This window comes from Xanthomonas sp. WHRI 6106, from assembly GCF_040202405.1.
GTDB lineage: Bacteria > Pseudomonadota > Gammaproteobacteria > Xanthomonadales > Xanthomonadaceae > Xanthomonas > Xanthomonas cannabis.
Genome location: NZ_JBEGFC010000017.1, coordinates 1 through 20,594, shown reverse-complemented (window position 1 = coordinate 20,594; position 20,594 = coordinate 1). Strand labels below are relative to the sequence as shown.

The window sequence follows — 20,594 nt, the reverse complement described above, 5'->3', positions numbered from 1 at the left end:
AAAACCGCTACACACTTTGCTTTTGTCGTGAGGCTGTCATACCTTTCTGAAAGGTGCTCAGGGACGGGCATGGGTGGGGACCCGCGAAGCAGCCGATCCGTCGTTGTCGCCGTCTCGGTGACCTGCGTGCCGTCGCCGCTGTTTCATCACGTTGTGCAGCGTGTCGAGCCGGCGCGCTGTTGACGCTTGCCACGGCCGCCCTCGCCTCATGCTCAAGCCTGTTGCGTTGCTCACTCCGCGCCCGTCACCGCCGCGCGCCCCCGCTCTTCCCGATTGGCTGCTTGCCAGCAAGCTGGAGCCGCCCGCGCCGCACCCGGGCGCGGTGGTGCGCGAGGCATTGCTGAGGGCACTGGATCAGGGCCAGATGCGCCCGTTGACCCTGCTACTGGCCCCGCCCGGGTTCGGCAAGACCACGCTGCTGGCGCAATGGCATGCGCAGCTGCGCGCGCGTGATGCGGCGTCGGTGGCCTGGCTGTCGCTGGACGAAGCCGATGCCGATGCCGCGCGCTTTGTGGGTCATCTCGCCCTGGCGCTGCAGGGTGCAGGCGCCGATGCCGCGCTGTGCACCAGCGTGATGCACCACTGCGAGCAGGACCCGCGCGATGCGGTCGCGGTGCTGATTCGCGCCCTGCGCGCGGCACCGCGGCGCATCAGCGTGATCGTCGACGACTACGACCGGCTCGGCAGCGGCCTGGTCGATGAGCTGGTGCTGCGCCTGGTGGAACACAGCGGCGGGCGCCTGCATCTGTTGCTTGCCACCCGTCGCGTGCCGGCGCTGCCGCTGGCGCGGCTGGAATTGCAGGCACAGCTCGGCCGCATCGGCAGCGCGCAACTGGCACTGGACACCGACGAAGCGCGCACGCTGCTGGGGCCGCAGGTCGCGGCGCCGGTGGTGGAGACCCTGCTGCACTACACCGAAGGTTGGCCGGTGGCGCTGCATCTGGCGCGGCTGTGGCTGGAGGGCGATGCACAACGTCAGCAGGAGGTGACCGCACGCTTCTCCGGGCGCAGCACGCAGATTGCCGCGTATCTGGCCGAGCAGGTGGTCAACGACCTGGATGCACCAACGCGCGACCTGCTGTTGCGTACCAGCCTGCTGGAACGCCTCAATGCCTCGCTGGCCGATGCGCTGCGCCAGCGCGACGACAGTGGCCGGCTACTCGCCCGGCTGGAGCATTTCCACGGCCTGCTGGTGCCGCTGGATGGCGAAGGCGAATGGTTCCGCTATCACCCCCTGTTTGCCGACTTCCTGCAGCAATTGCTCGATCGCGAGCACCCTGGCCAGGCCGTCCAGCTGCATCAGCGTGCAGCCCGCTGGTTTGGCGACCATCAGCACCTGGCCGACGCGGTACGACACGCCGCGCATGGCCAGTGCGGCGATCTGGCGGCCAGCTACATCGCGCGCGCCGGCACCTGGCAGTTGCTGCTGACGCACGGCCTGCACGAGGTGCGTGCATTGCTGCGCCATTTCGACCACCGCACCATCCGCGAGACGCCGGCGCTCAACCTCACCCAGGCGCATCTGCACATCAAGCTGGGCGAGTTCAGCCATGCGCGCCTGTTGCTGGAACGCTTTCGCGATTTCCCGGCGGCCCTGCGCGAACCCCTGCAGCGCGACTACACCGTGGTGGTGGCCGTGCTGCGCGACCGCCTGGACGAAATCTGCGGAAACCCCCATGGCCTGACCCAGATCGCGGCACAGGCGCGCGCGCTGGACGAGGACGACCAGCTTGGCCGCGGCATGCTGCTCTGCATCTGCGCCACCACCGCCATCGCACAGGGGGCGTTTGCAGTGGCAGAACGCTACGCACTGGCGGCACGCGAGGCGATGCAGCGCGGCGGCAGTGATGCGGGCGCCGGCCAGGCGCTACTGGCGCTGGGCCAGAGTTTTTTCTACCGTGGGCAGCTCGGCGACGCCGAGGCATGCTACCGGCAAGCGCTGCACGGGTGCGCGCGCACGCCACAGCCAGACCGCGTGCTGGAGGCGGCCGGCCGCTGCCTGCTCGCGCAGCTGCATTACGAGCGTGGCCACCACGACGATGCGGCGGACCTGCTGCACCCGGCACTGGAAACGCTCGAGCAACACGATGCCGGCGTGGATGTGCTGGCAGCCGCGTACGACACCGCATTGGGACTGGAGCGCGTGCGCGACCATAGCGGACGCAGCGCCCTGGCGGTGCTCGACCATATCGAGCAGATCGCCCACGGGCGCAAGCTGATGCGGCTGTCCGAGCTGGCGTCGGCGTGGCGCTTGATGCTGCTGCTGGAACATCCCGGCAACGCGGCCATCGATGTGCTGATCGCACGCACCGGCGGCGAATCCTCGCTGGCACACACATTGCGCGCGGCGCACCGGTGGCGCGATCGCGCGGCGATGGGGTTCGCACTGGCACGCTGGCACCGCCTGGCCGGACGCAGCAGCGCAGCGCTGGTCATCCTCGGCCAGATCGAGCAGGCCTGCCTGAGCAACGACAACCTGTGCCATCTCGCGCGCACCCGCGCCCGCATCGCGCTGGTGCTGCAGCAACGCGGCGAACTGCTCGCCGCCCTGCCCTACCTGTACAGCGCCCTGGACCACGTGGCGCTGACACAGAGCTGGCAGGCGATCGTCGAACTCGGCCTGCCCGCCAAGGCGATGCTGCGCTCGCTCCGGCAGCACGACCCGCACACCGTGGGCGGCACCACGCGTGCCTTGACCATCCAGGCCCTGCTCGAACGCCTCAGCGGCGACGACGATCCCTCCAGCGACGTGTTCAGCGAGCGCGAGCTGGAAGTGCTGGCACAGCTGGCGCGTGGCTATTCCAACAAGCAGATCGCCCGCCACCTGCACCTGTCGGAAAACACGGTCAAATTCCATCTCAAGAATCTGTACCGCAAGCTCGATGCACGCAGCCGCGAAGGCGCATTGGCGCAGGCGCTGCAACGCGGCGTGTTACGCGGCGGGGACGTCCAGCACGCAATGGACGCACCGCCACCGTGAGGGGCGTGCACGTCATGGCGCCTGCCTGGCGTGCCTCACATGGCGGGGAACGGCGCGCGACCACGTAGCGAGGCAGCAGCGTCGTTCACACGATGCCGGAGGCAGCCAACCGATACAGCGCGCCACAGGGACCGGCCCGGTGGCGCGCCGCGGTCATCCGAAACTCAGCGTGCCCTTCATCATCGCCCAGTGCCCGGGAAACGAGCAGAAGAACGTGTACGCGCCGCCCTTGGTCAATGCGCTGGTGGGAAAGCTGACGGTGGTGCTGTTGCCGCCGCCGATGACCTTGGTATGCGCAATCACGCGCGCATCGCCCTTGGGCAGGTAGCTGTCGGCAATGGTCGAGCGCACGCCGGCGTTGGCAACCGCCTGGAAATCGGCGGACTTGGTCAGCACCCAGTTGTGGCCCATCACCGTGGCGGCCATCTTGCCGGAGTGCTTGAGCGTCAGGTTCACCTGGGTGCAGTCGGGCGCCAGCTTGATGGCGCTCTGGTCGAACTTCATCTGGTCGTTGCCGGTGATGGTCACCGCACATGTCCGGGCCCAGGCCGAAGGTGCCATCAGCACCAGGCCGAGCACGGCAATCGTCGAAAACAGCTTCAAGGCACACTCCTGCGATAAGAAATACGCGATGCATCCAACCCCACCGACGCTCGCGCTGCGCCGGCCTTGCCAGGGTACCGCCTGGCCGCGATCTACAGAACCTCGGCTGCAGCTCGCCTGCGCGCAGCGAGCACCCGCAGCGAGCAGATCCACCGGGGCACCACGTGTTGCAGATCGCGCCTGCCACCGCGCACACCATGCCAGCGCGCAATCCCTGCCTCAGGCGTAATGGAAACAGCCATCCAGTGACGCATGCGCCGCGACCTGCGGCACTGGCAAGGGGCCGCGCTTGCCGGCCATCACCTGCACGAATGCCTGCTTGAAGCGTGCCATCTCCGCCTCGGTACCCACGGTGATCCGCGACCACGTGGGCCACACCGGCCAGCTGCGGCCGATGAAGACCCCATGCGTTGCCATGTCGTCCTTGAAACCTGCGGCCGGCCGCTTCACATCGACCATGAAGCAATTGCTTTCCGAGGCCGTGCAGGCATAGCCCTGCCGGACCAGGAAACCGATGACATCCTGCCGGGTGGCCGTGGTGCGTGCACGCCGCTGCGGCACCAGCGCCGGATCGCGCAGGCTGGCCAGGCCTGCGGCCGCCGCGGTCACCGGCAGGCTGTTGACGCTGTAGAACATCAGTTTGGCCAGCAGCTCCGGGCGTGCGGCCGCGTACCCCAAGCGGATGCCGGCCATGCCGTAGAGCTTGGAGAAGGTGCGCAGCACCACCACGTCCTCGCCGGCAGCGACCATGTCGACTACGCTGCGCGTGCTCTGTGCGAAGTGGATGTAGGCCTCGTCCACCACCAGCACGCTGCCCTTGGGCTTGTGCGCGAGCGCATAGTCCAGGTCCTTGCGCGCAGTGACCGAGCCGGTGGGATTGTTGGGGTTGCAGATGTAGATCACGCCTGCGTTGGGGTCGGCCGCGCACATGGCCTGCACGTCGTGCGAAAAATCCTTGCGCAACGGCACCTTGATCAGCCGCGCACCATTGCGGGTTGCCGCGCGCCAGCCCGATTCATAGGTCGGGTCGGCGGTGACCAACGCCGCACTCGGCGAAGTGAAGGCCAGCATCGTGTAGTCCAGCGGTTCGGTGGAGCCGGCGTAGGCCATCAAGTGGTCGACCGGCAGCGTGAGTTCCGCGGCCAGGGTGTTCATCAGTTCCATCTGCACATCGCGCAAATAACGCCCGCCCTGCGGTGCGATCTGCGCGATGGCCTTCACTGCGGCCGCCGACGGTCCGTCGGGGAATTCGTTGGAGCCGATCATCACCGGTGCCAGCGTGTTGGCCGCGGTCGGTGCAACGGCGACGGAACGTTCGGCGGCACTGGCCAGTAGCGGCACCGTGCCGGTACCCGCAGCACCGGCGAACAGGGCCGAGTCCCGCAGGAACATGCGGCGCGACATATCAGGTTTCATCACAACCTCCAGCAAGGCGCCGATACCGGCTCAGGGACGTACGGCGACCACTTCGATCTCCACGCGGTACAGCGGGTTGCCCAACGCCGCGATCTGGAACGCCGAGCGTGCCGGCAGGTTGGGCTGTTCCTTGGTCCCGAAGAACTGGCGATACCCTTCCATGAAACCGTTGAAGTCCATCTTCCCGCCCAGCGCGGGGTCGCCGACCAGAAAGACCTGCATCTTCACCACATCGCCCATGCCCAACCCGATCGCGGCCAGCTGTTGCTTGATCTGGTTCAACACGCTCACCGTCTGCGCCTTGGTGTCGCCATATGCGGCAGCGGAGTCCTTGGGCGCGCTGGCATCCACCACTGCCGGCACCTTTCCGCTGACGTACACCGTGGCCTTGCCGGCGGGGATTTCCACCGCCGCGGCAATGGGGAAATCGCTGTTGGGAATCTTGTGTCGAACCACCTCGGCCGCGTCGGCGGCGGCAACACCCGCAGAACAGATGAGGGTGGCGATGAGGGCGCGTGCGATGGGGCGGTACATGGCAACTCCTTGGCAGGGAAAGATCAATGGCGTAGCAGCTTGACGTCGTCGGCGGTAACACGTTCGCTGTGATCGTTGCCGAAATGCGTGCGCACATAGCTCACCACGTCGGCCACCTGGCGATCGTCGAGCATGTCACCGAAGCCGGGCATGCCGGCGTGGCCGTCGAGCACCATCATGGTCACATAGGGGCCGGCCGCCAGCTTGGGGTTGGCGGCAAGCGCGGGATACTCGCCCGCACCTTGCGCACCGTGCCCGGCCGGCATGTGGCAGCCCTGGCAGATGGCCTGGTACACCTCCTGTCCCGATGCCTTGGCAAAGCCCTGCTGCGGAAACAGCTGGGTGGCATCGGAACTTTGCGCCCGCGCATCGCGCAGACCCGGCGGCAACAGCAACGCGCCGATGAGCAGCGCGACGGCGGCGACCAGCGCGCGTGGCAACAGACTCATGCGCGGCCTCCTGCGGCAAGCACCCTGCGATGCAGACGGCCGACGACATCGTGCGCAGACAGGATCGCGCCCTCCTGCCAGGCCGGGATGTACGACACGTGCTCGCCGGCCAGCGCCAGGCGCCCGTCGATCTGGCACAGCGGTTCGTAATGCTCGGCGCGCGCCTGATCGCTCCACATGCCGAAGCAGCCATGCGTGAACGGCACGCGGTGCCAACCAACGGCGATGCCGTTTTCGAATTCGCTCGGATACTGCGGATGCAGCTGCGTACCGTATTCCACCGCCTTGCGCACGCGCTGCTCCGGCGTCATCGACGTGAACTGGTAGGCATCCAATCCCCAGACATAGGCACCGAGCAATACACCTTTGCCGGGGCTGTGATAGCCGGTGCTGGGGTAACTGATCAGGGTGATCGGCAGATCGGTGTAGCTGATGCCGCCGTAGATCGCTTCGTCCTCTTCCCAGAAACGGCGTTTGAATTGCAGCCCCACCTTCACCGATGCCGCGTACGGCACCTTGCCGATCGCGGTGGTCATCGCGTCGCTGGCGGTCACCGGAATGCGGCTGAGTACCGACAACGGAATCGTGCAGATGCACCACTCTGCGCTGGCGATACGTTCTTCGCCGCCATGCGCCGCATCCTGCCAGGACACGCGCACGCCGCTGCCGTCCTGGTCGATCCTGGTGACCTTGGCGTTGTAGGTGATGGCATCGCCGAGCTGACGCGCAAACGCCTTGCCGATCTGGTCCATGCCGCCCACCGGCTGGAACATGGTGGTCTGCATTTCGTAGTTGTTGCCGGCCGCCAGCGTGGTCCACAGGCGCGAGCGCAACACGTCCTGCACACTGAAGGGATCGGAGAACTCCGGTTTGCCCGACAGACCGCCACCGGGATACCGCGCAAAGCCGCGCCGCTCGCTGCTGTCCTTGCCTTTGACGTAGCCAAACTTCTGATCGAGCGCGCCCCAGGTGCGCAAGGATTCCAGCAACACTTCCTGGTCTTCGCGGCTCACGCTCTTGTCCAAGGCGTGTTGCTGCGTGCACTTGGCCAGCAACTCCGAGACATGGCCCTTGTAATCGGCATCGATGGCGCGAAAGCGCTGCGGCTTGCCACCGAAACCCTTCTGGCTGTGCAGCAATGCGTTGTAGTTGACCTGATTGAACGCCTCCAGCGCCACCCCGAACTGCTTGCAGTAACTCAACACTGCTTTGTGATGATGCGGAATGCGCCACGGCCCCGGGTTGAGATACAGCCCCTCGTCGAACTGGCAGTGCTGGGCGGCACCGCCCAGCTCGGTGTAGCGGTCGCCGCCACGCAGGGTCCAGTTACGCCCGCCGGGGCGGCCGTTGTATTCCAGCACCTGCACGCGGTAGCCGGCCTTGCGCAACTCGAAGGCGGCGCTCATGCCCGCAAGACCGGCGCCCAGGATCAACACCGATGCGCCCTTGGGGTCGCCATCCAGCTGCAATGGCCCCTTGAAATTGGATTCGGCCGCCATGCCCAGGCTGCTCATCGCCTGGTACATCATGGCGCCGCCGGCGGTCATGCCGATGCGCGCCAGCAATTGCCGCCGCGTCATCGCTCCTGAGTAATTGCCTTGCGTCACTGCATAGTCCCCTGCATGTCATGGACAAACGCACGCGACCGGCCGCACGGCCGGTCGCGGCTGTGTTTCAAAACCGGTAGGACAGGCTGGCGAACAACTGGCGTGGCGCGATCAGCTGATACGAGCCGGAGCTTTCGTTGGGAAACACCGCACCGATCGCATCGTCCTTGTCGAACAGGTTGTAGACCGACAACTGCAACCTGCCGCCTGCCAGGAATCCCGCGTGGCCGCCCTGGTAGCCCACGCTGCCGTTGACGATGAAGGTGGCATCCACCTGATCGGTGTTGAGCGTGTCGCCGTAGCGCTTGCCGGTGTATTTGGTATCGAGGTTGGCGAAGAAGTGCTCGCCTTCCCAGCCACCGTTGACGCTGAACATCACCTTCGGTGCGTCGGGCACATCGTTGCCCTTGACCTGTACCAGATTGCCGCTGACCGGGCCGAAATAGTTGTCCTGGAATTCGGACCTGTTCCAGGTCAACGATGCACCCAACCGCCAGCCTGGCGCCGGCTTCCACATGCCCGACAGTTCCGCGCCATAGGTCTGCACGTCGCCGACATTGGCGTATACCGTGGGAGCCACCACCAGCGGGTCCGGGTCGGTCAGCGCGATGATGCGGTTTTCGTAGTCGATCTTGTAGGCGGCCAGATAGCCGCTCCATTGCGTGGATTCGGCGCGGATGCCGATATCGATATTGGTGGACTCCTCCGGGGCGATGTCCGGATTGAACGCGCCGGAGGTCAGCGCCAGGCGCGGCGCCGAGCTGAAGTTTTCGGCGTAGTTGGCAAACACCTGCACACCATCGGCCAGCTGGAAACTTGCACCCACCTGCGGCTGAAACCAGTCGCTGTTCTTGATGGTCACATTGCGCCGCACACCGATATTGAAATCGTCCAGGTTGGCGATGCCGTTGTAGTCGCGTTTGACGTCCAGGCCCTTGGCGCCGAACTCCATGGTGAGCCGGTCATCCAGCAGGCGCAGCGTGTCCTTGATGTAGAGCTGCTTCACTTCGGTGGAGAAGTGATTGTCGTAGTAGATGACGACCGGTCGCGAGCCCTTGAGCAAGGCACCGGTCGCCGGGTCGAGGTTGTAGAGCGGGCGCACCTGATCGAAATCGTAGTTTTCGTACCACGCACCGACTTCGAGCTTGTTGTGTTCGGTGTCCCACGCCACCGCACCGGTGATGCCGTAACGGTCGCCGCCCATGATCTCTTCGCGCCGTGTCATGGCGCCGACGCGGGTGACATTGCCGTTGGCATCGACGATCTGCGGGTCGTTGATGGCGATATCGGTGCGCCCCGGCGTGCCGGCGATCGCATCGTTGTACAGGCCGGTGGCGGTGCTGGGCGGCGTACCGCCGACGCCGTAGCCATGCTTGTTTTCGTAGTAGCCGGTGAACGTGGCGCCGATGGCGTCGTTGAACATGAAATCGCCATGCAGGCTGAGCAGCGAATCGCGCCGGCCGTTCTGCCATTCGCTGTAATGCTCGGCGTCTACTTCCGGGTTGCCGGTGATGCGCTCGTGCAGGTCCCACGCCACCGACCCGTCGGAGTTGTACGACTGCACGTCGTAGTCCTTACGGTTGTTGTAGATCCAGCCGAGCGTCAGGGTGCCCGCGTCCCAGGCCTGGCGAATCTTGGCTTCGAAGTGATCGCTTTTCTGCGTGGCCGGCTCCATGTCCCACACCCCGCCCTGGGTGCGCGAGGCAGAGACATACGCAGTCGGGCCGCCGTCCCACCACTGCGGCGTGTCCAGGCGCACGAAGCTGCGCACCAGATCGTCCGAACCAATGGTCTGGGTGAGATTGCCGCTCCAGCTGTCGCCGCCCTTCGGCGGCAGGCTGGTGTAGCGGATCGCACCACCGAGTGCGTGATACGACGGCTGGGTGACATCGCCCGAGCCGGCCGACACCGTGACATCGAGCAGGTTCTCGCTGGACACGTACCGGGTGATCGGCCCGCCTTCGCGGGTGTCGAAGGTCTCGATCGGAATGCCGTCCAGGGTCACGCCGATCTGGTTGGCGGAGAACCCGCGGATGGTCATCGAATCGCCGAATTCGTATAGCCCGAACGGGTCGGTGGTCTGCACATTCACGCCCGGCAAACTGGCCAGTAGTTGCTGCGGTGCCACGCCCGGCACCTGCGCCTGGATCTCGGCAACCGAAATCGATGCGGTGGTCCGCGTCGAGCCGGTGCCCACCACGCTGACCGCATCCAGCGTGCGCGCATCCTGGGCGGCGGCTGGCAGGCTGTGTGCGCCGGCCAGCAACAGGGTCATCGACGCCAGCGTGCGGCGCGAGCGGGCGGTGCTGAGGAGGGCGGCGACCGAGGCCGCCAGGTGATCGGTATTCAGGCACTTTCGCATGCAATCAAACCCCTGGAGACGTGTAGCGTGCTGAGTGACCGGGCGCTCCCCCGAGACCGGCTGACACCGCAAATGCGGCATGCATCGACCATAACCAGCACAGTTCCGCCGCAACCGCGGTGCGGAGGGTAGGGTCGGCGCAAGCGGGTAGGTTCCTATCGGATTCAAAACTCTGAATAGGCCTCGGCGACCTACCTGGGCGGTTTCGGGCATCACAGGTCTTGCGCGCTTGCCATGCCGCGACAGATCGACAACGCTGCGCAGCCACCGCATGAGCACACCGATGCCGCCCGCACCACCGTCGCTGCTATTGCTCGATTTCGATGGCGTGCTCGCGCACTACGCGCGGCCACGGCGCATGGCCGCGCTGGCGGCGGCGGCGGGCTGCGCACCGCAGCGGGTGCACGAGGTGTTGTTCGTGCAGGGCCTGGAGCGCGCCTACGATGCCGGCACGATCGACACGCAGGGGTACCTGGCGCAGTTGAGCCAGGGGCTCGGGCACACGATCGATCGCGCCACCTGGCTCGCGACCCGCGTCGCCGCCTGCCGCGCCGACCCATCGGTCGTGGCGCAGGTGCTGGCAGTGGCGGCGACCACGGCGGTGGCGGTGCTCACCAACAACGGCCCGCTGATGATGGACGCGATCGAGCGGATCGTGCCGCCGCTGTTCCCGCTGCTGCAGGGCCGCGTGCTATGCAGCGGCGCACTCGGCGGCCGCAAACCAGATGTACAGGTGTATCAGCGCGCGCTTGCGCAGCTCGGCGAACGCGCCGAGCGCACGCTGTTTGTCGACGACCTGTTCGTCAACGTGCGCGGCGCACGCGCGGCCGGCTTGCACGCCGACACGGTGCGCGACGCCCGCGCATTACGACGGGTGTTGAAACGTCACGGCTTGGGATAAATAAATATCGGGATTCGGGGCTCGGGGATCGGAAGCGCCGCAAACCGCAGCGAACGGCGGTACTGCATGCAGCTCCCACGAGCAGTGCGCGCCACCAGACACCACAGCGATGCCTTCAGCCCCTCTCCCCTTGGGAGAGGGGTTGGGGTGAGGGTACGGCGGAAGACAAGCAACTCACAGCAGCGAGCTGAGCCCCCAAATTAGGCCAGAACCTCAAAACCAAACGAGTGACAGCCCTCGCAATCCTGCCCGCCAGACTGCGCACGCTCACCCCAAGCCAAGCCCTATCATCCTGCACTTCGCAGGACGCACGCATCCATCACGACTGCGCGACATACTCGGCAATCGCCAGCCGCAAACGCGCCAAACCCTCAGCCAGCTCGGCATCAGTCAGATTGAGTGCCGGCACAAAGCGCAGCACATCGGGGCCGGCCTGCAGCACCAGCAAGCCGTGCTTGGCGGCCAGATCCAGGATTGCCCCCGCCTGACCGGCATGCGCCGGTGCCAGCACCGCGCCCAGCATCAGGCCGCGTCCGCGGATCTGCGCAAACAGATCGAACTCGGCATTCAATGCCTCCAGCCCTGCGCGCAACGCCGCCGATTGGCGCTCCACGTTGGCCGCAATCTCCGGCGAGGCCAGTTTACGCAATGCCACCCGCGCTACCGCCGCGGCCAGCGGATTGCCGCCGAAGGTGGTGCCGTGCGCGCCGAACTGCATGGTCTGCGCCACCTTGGGACCGGCCAGCATCGCACCGATCGGAAAACCGCCGCCCAGCGCCTTGGCCAGCGTCACGATGTCCGGCGTCACCTGCTCCTGCCAATGCGCAAACAGCGTGCCGGTGCGGCCCATCCCGCATTGAATCTCGTCCAGCACCAGCAAGGCGTCGTGCTGATCGCACAGCGCGCGCGCACGGGCCAGGAAGCCCGGCGCGGCCGGCATCACCCCGCCCTCGCCCTGGATCGGCTCCACCATCACCGCTGCCACATCGCCCGAGGCCATCGCCGTTTCCAGCGCCGCCACGTCGTTGAAATCCACATAGCGGAATCCACCCGGCAGCGGCTCATAGCCTTCCTGGTACTTGGGCTGCGCGGTGGCCGTCACCGAGGCCAGCGTGCGGCCATGGAAGCTGCCGCGGAAGGTCACGATGACGCGCCTGTCGGCCGGGCGCCCCTGGCTGCTGGCCCACTTGCGCACCAGCTTGATCGCCGCCTCGTTGGCCTCGGTGCCGGAATTGCACAGGAACACGTTTTCAGCAAAGCGCGAGGCGGTGACCAGCTCTTCGGCCAGACGTAGCGGCGGCGCGCTATAGAAGATGTTGCTGGTGTGCCACAGCTTGCCGGCCTGCTCGGTGAGCGCCGCTACCAGGTCCGGATCGTTATGGCCCAGCCCGCTGACCGCAATGCCCGAGGACAGGTCCAGGTACTCGCGCCCCGCATCGTCCCACACGCGACTGCCCTGACCGCGCTCCAGCACTACCTGACGCGGGCGATACACCGGCAGGTAGTAGTGCGCGAGGGACAGGGGCGAATCGGCAGCGGTGCTCATGATGGTGGGTCACAGACGCGGAAGGGAGACCGGCATTCTCGCGCATTCGCGCGGCTGCGGCACAATGCGCGCATGCGCCCCTTCTCCGATCCTCAGCTCACCCCCGCCACCGACGACGGCTGGCGCCGGCAATGGTTCGACATCATCTACCGGCACGACACCCGCCCCTCGCGCAATTTCGACCTGTTGCTGGTCGCGGCCATCCTGGCCAGCGTGGTGGTGATCATGATCGACAGCGTGCCGCGCATCCATGCGCACTCGGCGCACTGGCTGGTCCCGCTGGAATGGGCGTTCACGGTGCTGTTCACCGTCGAATACGCGCTGCGGCTGTCGGTGGTGCGGCGCCCGCTGCATTACGCGCTCAGCATCTGGGGCGTGATCGACCTGCTCTCGATCCTACCCAGCTATCTGTCGTTCTTCGTGCCCGGCGCACAGACACTGCTGGTGGTGCGCGTGCTGCGCATCCTGCGGCTGTTCCGCATTCTCAAGCTCACCCGCTACATTCAGGAAAGCGGGCAATTGGTGGACGCGCTATGGCGCAGCCGCCGCAAGGTGCTGGTCTTCCTGTTCAGCGTGCTCACCATCACCGTGATCGCCGGCGCCACGATGTATGTCATCGAAGGCCCGCAGCACGGCTTCACCAGTATCCCCACCAGCATGTACTGGGCCATCGTCACCATGGCCACGGTGGGCTTTGGCGACCTGGTGCCGCAGACCACGCTGGGCCGTTTCGTCACCTCGGCGCTGATCCTGATCGGCTACAGCATCATCGCCGTGCCCACTGGCATCTACACCGCCGAACTGGCCAGCACGCTGCGCGACGGTGGCCACACCGGCAAGCGCGATACGCGCAACTGCGCCCGCTGCGGGCTGGAAGGCCACGCGGCCGACGCACGCTATTGCCGGCAATGTGCCGAGCCGCTGCCGGATATCTCCAACGGCTAACGCGGGGGCTGCGGACCTGGAGCGGCGAACGCAACTACTTCGCGGCCTTCCACAGCCCAAGGCCCCACCGAGTAGCGATGGATAGTTCGGATAGATCAGTCGTAGAGCGATGATCTGTCGCTTGGCTGCAGGGCCCTCGCCCGCTCACCATCGCAGGACACGCCGTGAATCCGTCCCTGGAGGCTCTGGCGCGGCATCCGTGCCGCTCAAGGTCCCGCGACGGTGAGCGGGCGAGGACCATCGACGATGGTCGGTGTGCCGGTGCAAGCAGAGCATGACCTGCGTGTTCGTATAAAGCGCCACCACTTAGACGCACCACTCAGTTGTCCAAAACAATCCAAGAATGAGCAGGCTTCCAATGAAGCCACCTTGAATCTTACTGGTGCGGTGCCCTCGCCGCTTGCGGGACCCTTGGCGGCATGGATGCCGCCAAGGGTCCTCCATGGACGGATTCACGGCGTGTCCCGCAAGCGGTGAGGGCACCGCGCACTCGACCGACTAGGTTTTTAACTCCATCTAAATCAGGCTACTCGAAATAGCCGTGCCATTGAAACTTGCTACTCACCTGATCGATCCGATCCACAACGCGGCAGCGAAAGCGCACAGCCTCAGTGCGACATGCGATTACTCATGTCGATCAGATCGTTGTAACTGGCCAGCACTGCCTGGCGCGTGCCGCCCGGTGGGAGCGAGCCGCTTTCCAGCAGCATCTGCTCGCTCTTGTTCAACGGTGTCTTGGTCCGGATACGCTCGACCAACCGCCCCGACTCGCGCGCCAGCTTGTCGGCAGAGCGTTCCATGTGGCCCCACATCGCATCGCCCTGGCCGACCTTGGCCTTCTGCGCCTCTTCCAGAATGCTTTGATAGCGCGCGAGCTGGGACTGCGCTGCGGCAAGATCCGGCGTGTCGTTGTCCAGCACCTGCACCAGCTGCTTGCCCTCGCCGATAATCTTCAAGTGATACCAGGACGCGCTGCGGCCTTCCTCTTTTTCGATCGTATCGATCTGGGCCTGACGACGCGTGTCTTCGTTATGTTCAAGCGCGGCGCTCATGGCCTCGCCGGCCTCGAAGAATGCGTGATAGGCCTGCATCAGCGGCGCGTGCAGCGCCTTCATGCCCTTGCCGTCATCGCGCAGATAATCCTCGCGGTCGTAGTAGCGCACCGCTTCCCCGATACGGTCGTTGAGCGTGGTGAAGCGTTCTTGATAGGTCTTGGCCACCGGGTCGAGCTCGGGGTTGGCCGGCGTTTGCGCCAACGCCGCGGTCATCGGCGCGCCGCATTCGTCCACGTGATGCGACAGCACCGTGCCCGGGGCCCGGATACCGCGTTCCTTGCCGGTCGGACCCGCCTCGGGGTTCTGCATCCAGCCGATATATTGCTGGTAGCTCTCATGGATCGGCTGCTCGACGCCGTTGAAACACGCGATGTAGGCATTGATCTTGTCGGCGCCCTCCACCGCAGCGGCAGGTGCGTTTTTCTGGCAGCCGGCAAACAGCGCGGCAAAAGCGATCGCTGCGGTGAGTGGCACATAACGAAGTTGGTGGATCATCTTGTGTTCCATTGATGGTTGAAGAAGAAGGCCGCCGCGGCGTGCGGCCGAAAGGTATCTGGCGCAGCCGATCGCCCGGCACATGTGTGATGGCTGAGGCAGCACTGACTATTGACGATTGCTTTCGGACACCAGCGCGTTGTAGGTGTCGAGCAACTTGCGCGACGAGCCTTCGGGCGCCATCAGGGGGTTATCCAGCCAGCCCTGCTCCATCTTGCTATACGGCGTTTTTTCGACCACGCGTTTCACCCGCGCCTTGGCTTGCCTGCGGAAGTTTTCCGCGGCGGTTTCGAAGCTGTTCCAGCTCAGTTTGCCCGGCTCCTGATTGGCCACCTGGGCGTGCGCCTCATCGCAGAGACGGTTGAAGCCGTCCAGCAGCGCGTTGGCACGTGGCACGTCGAACGACTCTTCTTCCAGCGCATCGGCGATCTCCTTGGCGTCGAGCATCATCGCCAGACGGTAGTACGCGCGCGTACGGCCCCCGCCCTGCTCCAGTGTTCTGAGTTTTTCGCGCTGCACCGCGTCGTTTTGCAGGTCCAGTTCGGCACTGAAGGCGGTACTGGCATCGGCGTAGTCGGACAGCGCCTCCATCAGCTGCGGGTGCAGCTGTTTGCCCTTGGCGAACTGGTCGTCTTCGTAGTCCTGGCGCGTGTAGTAATCGGCCAGCGCGTGACTGATCGGCTGCAGTGCCTTCAGGGCCGCACGATAGTCGCCTGCTGCCTTGTCCAATGCCGGTAGCGCCGGTGTCGCCCCAGCGGCCGCGCGGACCGGTGCGTCGCACTGCTTCATGTCGTGATCGTCGATATCGTACGGACCGGTCATGCCGGACTCTCCACCGGTCGGACCGGCGAACGGGTCCTGCATCCAGCCGGTGTAATACCTGGCGCCGGCGTGGACCTTTGCGTTGACGCCGTTGAAGCAGTCGATGTAAGCGGCAAGCTTGGCGGTCACGCCCTGCACGGAATCCGCCTGTCTTTCAGACGTTTTGGCACCGGCAAGTTCGGCACCAGTTGCAGGCTGCTGCGGCTTGCCGCCACACGCGGCCGCCAGGACAGATGCCGCCAGGACGAGCACACGGAACTTCGGAGACACGCGCGACACATCCTTGTTGGAAACGTTTTCAGTCGGGCACCATAGCAAACCCTGCCGTGAACCTCGTGTGCTCGCTTCAGGTGGTATGCGAGGCTGCCGGATCTGCACGGCGCGACCGCTGGTCGAACGCACCCACACGCTGAAATCGCGGTACCTGCGTGCGCCGCTTCCCGTTCGCGCTCCGCAGCCCGCCAACGACGCGGGCAGTGATGTTCGCTGCACTCAATCCAGAAACAGATCCGGCAACAACGCATGCGACGGGTCGACCGCATAACTGCTCAGGTCGGTGATGCCGGCCTTGGCCAGGACGTCGTCGTCGATCAGGAACTGGCCATGGAATCCGGCCGCCTCGCGCGTCAGCACCGCATGCGCCGCATCGGCCACGATCTCCGGGCGACGGCAGGCAGCGGCGTCTACGCCGGGCAGCATGTTGATCGCATCGGTGGCGATCACCGTGCGCGGCCATAACGCATTGACCGCCACGCCTTGCGGGCCGAACTCGGCGGCCAGCCCCAGCGTGACCAGGCTCATGCCCATCTTCGCCAATGTGTAGCCGGTATGTGCACCCCACCATGCCGGATTCAATGAAGGTGGCGGCGCGAGGGTGAGGATGTGCGGATTGGATGACCGTAACAGATGCGGCAGGCAGGCTTGCGCGCACACAAAACTGCCCCGCGCATTGACCTGCTGCATCAGGTCGAAGCGCTTCATCGGCGTCTCCAGGACGCCGCGCAACCAGATCGCGCTGGCGTTGTTGACCAGGATGTCGATTCCGCCAAACGTCTCCACGGTTGCAGCAACGGCGGCCTGCACCTGCGCGTCGTCGCGGATATCGCATTTGAGCGCAAGCGCCTGCCCACCGGCCGCAGTCACCGCCGCGGCCGCGCTATGGATGGTGCCGGGCAATTTGGGATTGGCCACCGCCGATTTGGCCGCGATCGCCACATTGGCCCCATCGCGCGCCGCGCGCAGTGCAATCGCCAAGCCAATCCCGCGCGAGGCGCCGGTGATGAAGAGGGTTTTGCCTTTTAAGGTCATGGGATTGGGGAATCGGGATTAGGGATTCGTCAGAGCTTACAGCCGGTGACCGGCGCCGAATCGGAACGCGTCATGTGCCGCTGCTGGATTCAACCGACCAGCCACCAGCCCTGCACCATCCGCCTTTACGAATCCCCAATCCCGAACAACCAATCCCCGCCCCTCAGGGCTTCGGCCCCTGCCCCTCGTTGTCTTCCCAGTGCAACACGCGACGGGTCACGAAGCGGTAGACCGGTTTGCCGGTGGCGAACCAAAGTTCGCGCACCCAGGAGGTACGCTTGAGTACGCGACGTTCCACCGGCGTGATCGAGGCCGGGCAGTACATGCGCTTGTGCTTGAGCAGATGGCGCAGATCCTCGCGTGCAAGCAGGCGCATCCAGCGCGCGCGCGGGTTGCCGCGCACGGCCAGCTGGAAATCGATCACCGCCGGGCTGCCGTCGTCCTGTACCAGCCAGTTGGCTTCCTTGGCCAGATCGTTGTGGGCAACCCCACGCCGATGCAATTGCTGCAGCAACCGGCGCGCACTGCGGAAATAGGCCAGGTCGCCACGCGGCGGACGCTGGTACATGGCATCGCCCGTCAGATAGCTGCGGTCCAGATGACGCCCGTCCCAGCGCAGCAACCGTGGCGTGCGCGGCAGGCCGTCCAGCTGGCGCAAGGCCAGCGCTTCGCGACGCGCCAGCCACCAGGCCACACCACGCAACAGCCACGGCGCCACGCTCAGGTCGCGCCGCACGAACACCCGGCCGGCGTCGCGGATCAGCAGGATGCGTCCGAACGTATCGGACTTCAGTGGCAGATTGCCCGCGCGGTCGTCACTCATCCCCCATTGTAGGCGGGCGCCGTGCATCGCCATACCGCCCCGGGCGTGCCTGCAGGTGGCACCGGCAGGCGCTGGCGGCCTGGATGCAACCTCAGGTGAAGCGGACAGCCGGATGTGAGCACCGCGCAAGTCAGCCGTCGCCGTGCCCACCTATAATTCGGGGATGAACTCATGGATCGACGCCACGCTGGAGTGGATCGGACACCACCCCACCTTGGCTGGCGTGGTGATCTTTGCCATCGCATTCTGTGATGCGGTGATCGTGCTCGGTGCCATCGTGCCCGCGCTGCCCCTGCTGTTCGCCATCGGCGTGCTGATCGGGCTCGGCCAGATCAACGGACCGTATGCGGTGGTCTGCGCCACGCTGGGCGCGTTCGTCGGCGATGCGTTGAGCTTCTGGGTCGGCCATCGCTGGGGCCACCAGCTGCATACCTATTGGCCGTTTCGCCGCTATCCGCAATTGCTGGAACGCGGCGAGTTGCTGTTCCGGCGCAACGCCTTCAAGAGCATCCTGATCGCCCGCTATGTCGGTGCGGTGCGGCCGTTCGTGCCGGCCATTGCGGGCATGTCGCACATGCCGTTCAAGCGCTATCTGATTGCCAGCGGCCTTGCCTGCGTGTCGTGGGCCTTGCTGTTTCTGGTCCCGGGCTGGGTGCTGGGAACCGCCTACGACGCGGTGGCGGCCGTGGCCGGGCGCCTGTTCGTTGTCGTCACATTGCTGGCCGCGGTCATCGGCCTGGCCTGGGCGGTGGTGTTGTATTCGTATCGCTGGTCGGCAGGCCATCTGGATGCCTTGCTGGCACGCTTGCTGGAGTGGTCGCACCGGCACCCGGTGCTGGGCAACTGGTCGGTCAGCGTGTTCGACCCGCGCCGTCGCGAGTCGGTGCCGCTGGCGATGATGGCGCTGATGCTGTTGCTGCTGGGCTGGGGCTGGTTCGTGTTGCTGATGGTGGTGCTGGCGCATGGCGAACCGCTGCGTGTGGACCTGGCCGTGCACGACCTGATGCTGGCCCTGCGCAACCCGCTGGCCGACTACCCGATGGTGGCGCTGGCCTCGCTGGGCGACTGGCAGGTGCTGCTGCCGGCGATTGTCGCGGCCATGGGCTACCTGGCCTGGCGCCAGCGCTGGATGGCAGTGACGCACTGGGTGATCGCGCTGGCCTTCGGTCTGGCGCTGACCCAGCTGCTGGGCGCCACCGTGCAGGTGGTGCGCCCGCCGGCAGCCAGCAGCGGCTTCGGGTTTCCATCGGTCGCGGTGACCATGGCCACCATTGGTTTCGGCTTCTTCGCGCTGCTGATCGCGCGCGAGCTGCCGGGGCGTCGTCGGGTATGGCCGTACCTGGTCAGCGGCGCCATCGTTTCGCTGATCGGCTTTGCGCGCCTGTACCTGGGCGCGCATTGGCTCAGCGACGTGGTCGGCGGCATGTTGTTCGGCATCTTCTGGCTGCTGGTGCTCGGTATCGCCTACCGTCGCCGCGCCACGCGCGCGTTCTGGGTCAAGCCGGTGTCGTGGATCTTCTACGGCGTGTTCGTGTGCTGCGCGATCTTCTTTGCGCCGCGCAATCTCGAGACCAAGTTGGCCAAGTTCGAACCGCCGCCGCCGTTGCTGATGGATCTGCCCGCCCGCGATTGGTGGAACAGCCAATGGCGCCTGCTGCCGGCGCGGCGCAACGAGTTCGACGACGACCAGCGTTGGCCGCTGGACGTGCAAGTGGCCGGGCCGCTTGCACCGCTGCAGCGCCAGCTGGAATCGCGCGGCTGGCGGGCCCAACCGCAGGCCGGCTGGGAACAGGCGCTGCATCTGCTCGATGCCAGCGGTCGCCCGGACGAAGTGCCGATCCTGCCGGCCACGCTCGATACCCAGGTCGAAGCCTTGCTGATGGTGCGCCACGCGGCGCCCGGGCACGTGCATGTGCTGCGCCTGTGGCCCGCGGCCGCGCGCCTGCAGCCCGGCGCACAACCGCTATGGGTCGGCAGCACGCAGACCTTGCGCTACAGCCGCCACTTCAGCCTGATCGGCCTGTGGTATCCGCTGCGTGGCGTGGACCCGGCGCTGAGCGCGTTGCGCGATGCACTGAGCCCGCTGCCGCATCGCGTCGAACAGCGTCGACGCTCCAAGGCCCCGGTGATCCTGATAGACAGCACCTCGGGCAATGCGGTACGTGGCGAGGACAGGGACAAACCTGCACCGCAAACCGAAATCACTACGTCCAGGCCGGCAACATCAGGACCGCCACAGCGCGGTGATCGATCGGGCAGCAATCGCTAGCGGCCTGCATTCGCGCAGTCCGCTTGGAAAGACCTGGCAGCGCTATCTCTTGAAGACTGTCTCGCTGTCGGTCACGTCCTGGCGTCGCCCAGGTGCAGCTGGACTTTCAGGGTGAAAGGCTGCGGAATAGCAAAGACACCGCGTCGCAGCTTGCTAGTCGCTGTTGAAATCCATGCAGACCGACCAACTCGACGGGTCTTTGCCCGCCCACCGTCGCGGGACCCTTGGCGGCATGGATGCCGCCACGGAGCCCACAGGGATGTACTTGCAGCGTGTCCTGCGATGGTGGGCGGGCAAGGGCCCTACAGCAACGGCGCAGATCATCCGCTCTGCGCCGTTGCTGCGGGTATTGAGCAATCAGGTAGCGACGACTGCATCTTTCGTATCGTGATTGCTTGGTTCTCTTCAAGCCTGGTCGAGGGCGCGGCGCCCTCACCGCTCGCGGGACACGCCGCAAGTACGTCCCTGTAGGCTCGGTG

The 20,594-nt window shown here is 65.8% G+C and carries 15 protein-coding genes; 4 read left to right on the top strand and 11 right to left on the bottom strand.

What is annotated here, in order from left to right; translation table 11 throughout:
* Positions 1-208: 208 nt before the first annotated feature.
* Positions 209-2,980, top strand: coding sequence for a winged helix-turn-helix domain-containing protein (locus ABQZ09_RS19180; protein WP_349777651.1), 2,772 nt, complete (start codon positions 209-211; stop codon positions 2,978-2,980).
* A 153-nt stretch (positions 2,981-3,133) separates the two neighbouring features.
* Here ABQZ09_RS19180 and azu read toward each other — a convergent pair whose 3' ends face one another.
* The 6 genes from azu to ABQZ09_RS19150 all read right to left on the bottom strand — a co-directional run bounded on the left by azu (position 3,134) and on the right by ABQZ09_RS19150 (position 9,939).
* Complete coding sequence (azu, locus tag ABQZ09_RS19175) at positions 3,134-3,583, bottom strand: azurin (protein WP_349777650.1); 450 nt, start codon at positions 3,581-3,583, stop codon at positions 3,134-3,136.
* Between the two features lie 219 nt (positions 3,584-3,802).
* Positions 3,803-4,999, bottom strand: a complete 1,197-nt coding sequence (locus ABQZ09_RS19170) for a pyridoxal phosphate-dependent aminotransferase (protein WP_349777649.1) — start codon at positions 4,997-4,999, stop codon at positions 3,803-3,805.
* A gap of 30 nt (positions 5,000-5,029) precedes the next feature.
* Positions 5,030-5,533, bottom strand: coding sequence for a RidA family protein (locus ABQZ09_RS19165; protein ID WP_039411795.1), 504 nt, complete (start codon positions 5,531-5,533; stop codon positions 5,030-5,032).
* A 23-nt stretch (positions 5,534-5,556) separates the two neighbouring features.
* Complete coding sequence (locus tag ABQZ09_RS19160; protein ID WP_349777648.1) at positions 5,557-5,982, bottom strand: c-type cytochrome; 426 nt, start codon at positions 5,980-5,982, stop codon at positions 5,557-5,559.
* A complete protein-coding gene (locus tag ABQZ09_RS19155) occupies positions 5,979-7,562 on the bottom strand; it encodes a flavin monoamine oxidase family protein (protein ID WP_349777680.1) in 1,584 nt (527 codons plus the stop codon). The genes ABQZ09_RS19160 and ABQZ09_RS19155 overlap by 4 nt, the downstream gene beginning before the upstream one ends.
* Positions 7,563-7,656: 94 nt before the next feature.
* Positions 7,657-9,939 carry a TonB-dependent receptor gene (locus ABQZ09_RS19150; protein WP_349777679.1) on the bottom strand — a complete coding sequence of 761 codons (2,283 nt, stop codon included), beginning with the start codon at positions 9,937-9,939 and terminating at the stop codon, positions 7,657-7,659.
* 295 nt (positions 9,940-10,234) lie between these two features.
* Between ABQZ09_RS19150 and ABQZ09_RS19145 the strand changes: the two genes are divergently transcribed.
* Positions 10,235-10,852 carry an HAD-IA family hydrolase gene (locus tag ABQZ09_RS19145; RefSeq protein ID WP_349777678.1) on the top strand — a complete coding sequence of 206 codons (618 nt, stop codon included), beginning with the start codon at positions 10,235-10,237 and terminating at the stop codon, positions 10,850-10,852.
* A gap of 319 nt (positions 10,853-11,171) precedes the next feature.
* Here the strand turns inward: ABQZ09_RS19145 and ABQZ09_RS19140 are convergent, their stop codons facing one another.
* The gene (locus ABQZ09_RS19140) at positions 11,172-12,398 is read right to left on the bottom strand and encodes an acetylornithine transaminase (RefSeq protein WP_184389124.1); all 1,227 of its coding nucleotides are present in this window, start codon (positions 12,396-12,398) and stop codon (positions 11,172-11,174) included.
* Positions 12,399-12,470: 72 nt separating this feature from the next.
* On the opposite strand from ABQZ09_RS19140, the gene ABQZ09_RS19135 reads away from it, so the two are divergent.
* A complete protein-coding gene (locus tag ABQZ09_RS19135) occupies positions 12,471-13,343 on the top strand; it encodes an ion transporter (protein ID WP_228335584.1) in 873 nt (290 codons plus the stop codon).
* Between the two features lie 608 nt (positions 13,344-13,951).
* Here ABQZ09_RS19135 and ABQZ09_RS19130 read toward each other — a convergent pair.
* From ABQZ09_RS19130 to ABQZ09_RS19115, 4 genes are all read right to left on the bottom strand, one after another.
* A complete protein-coding gene (locus ABQZ09_RS19130; protein ID WP_228335808.1) occupies positions 13,952-14,905 on the bottom strand; it encodes a YiiG family protein in 954 nt (317 codons plus the stop codon).
* A 96-nt stretch (positions 14,906-15,001) separates the two neighbouring features.
* Entirely contained in the window at positions 15,002-15,985 is a 984-nt protein-coding gene (locus ABQZ09_RS19125; RefSeq protein WP_503019474.1) for a YiiG family protein, read from the bottom strand.
* A gap of 222 nt (positions 15,986-16,207) precedes the next feature.
* Entirely contained in the window at positions 16,208-17,023 is an 816-nt protein-coding gene (locus ABQZ09_RS19120; protein WP_349777647.1) for an SDR family oxidoreductase, read from the bottom strand.
* Positions 17,024-17,186: 163 nt separating this feature from the next.
* A complete protein-coding gene (locus ABQZ09_RS19115; protein WP_039566131.1) occupies positions 17,187-17,846 on the bottom strand; it encodes a serine/threonine-protein kinase in 660 nt (219 codons plus the stop codon).
* Positions 17,847-18,009: 163 nt separating this feature from the next.
* Between ABQZ09_RS19115 and ABQZ09_RS19110 the strand changes: the two genes are divergently transcribed.
* A complete protein-coding gene (locus ABQZ09_RS19110; RefSeq protein ID WP_349777646.1) occupies positions 18,010-20,115 on the top strand; it encodes a bifunctional DedA family/phosphatase PAP2 family protein in 2,106 nt (701 codons plus the stop codon).
* The last annotated feature ends 479 nt before the right edge of the window (positions 20,116-20,594 follow it).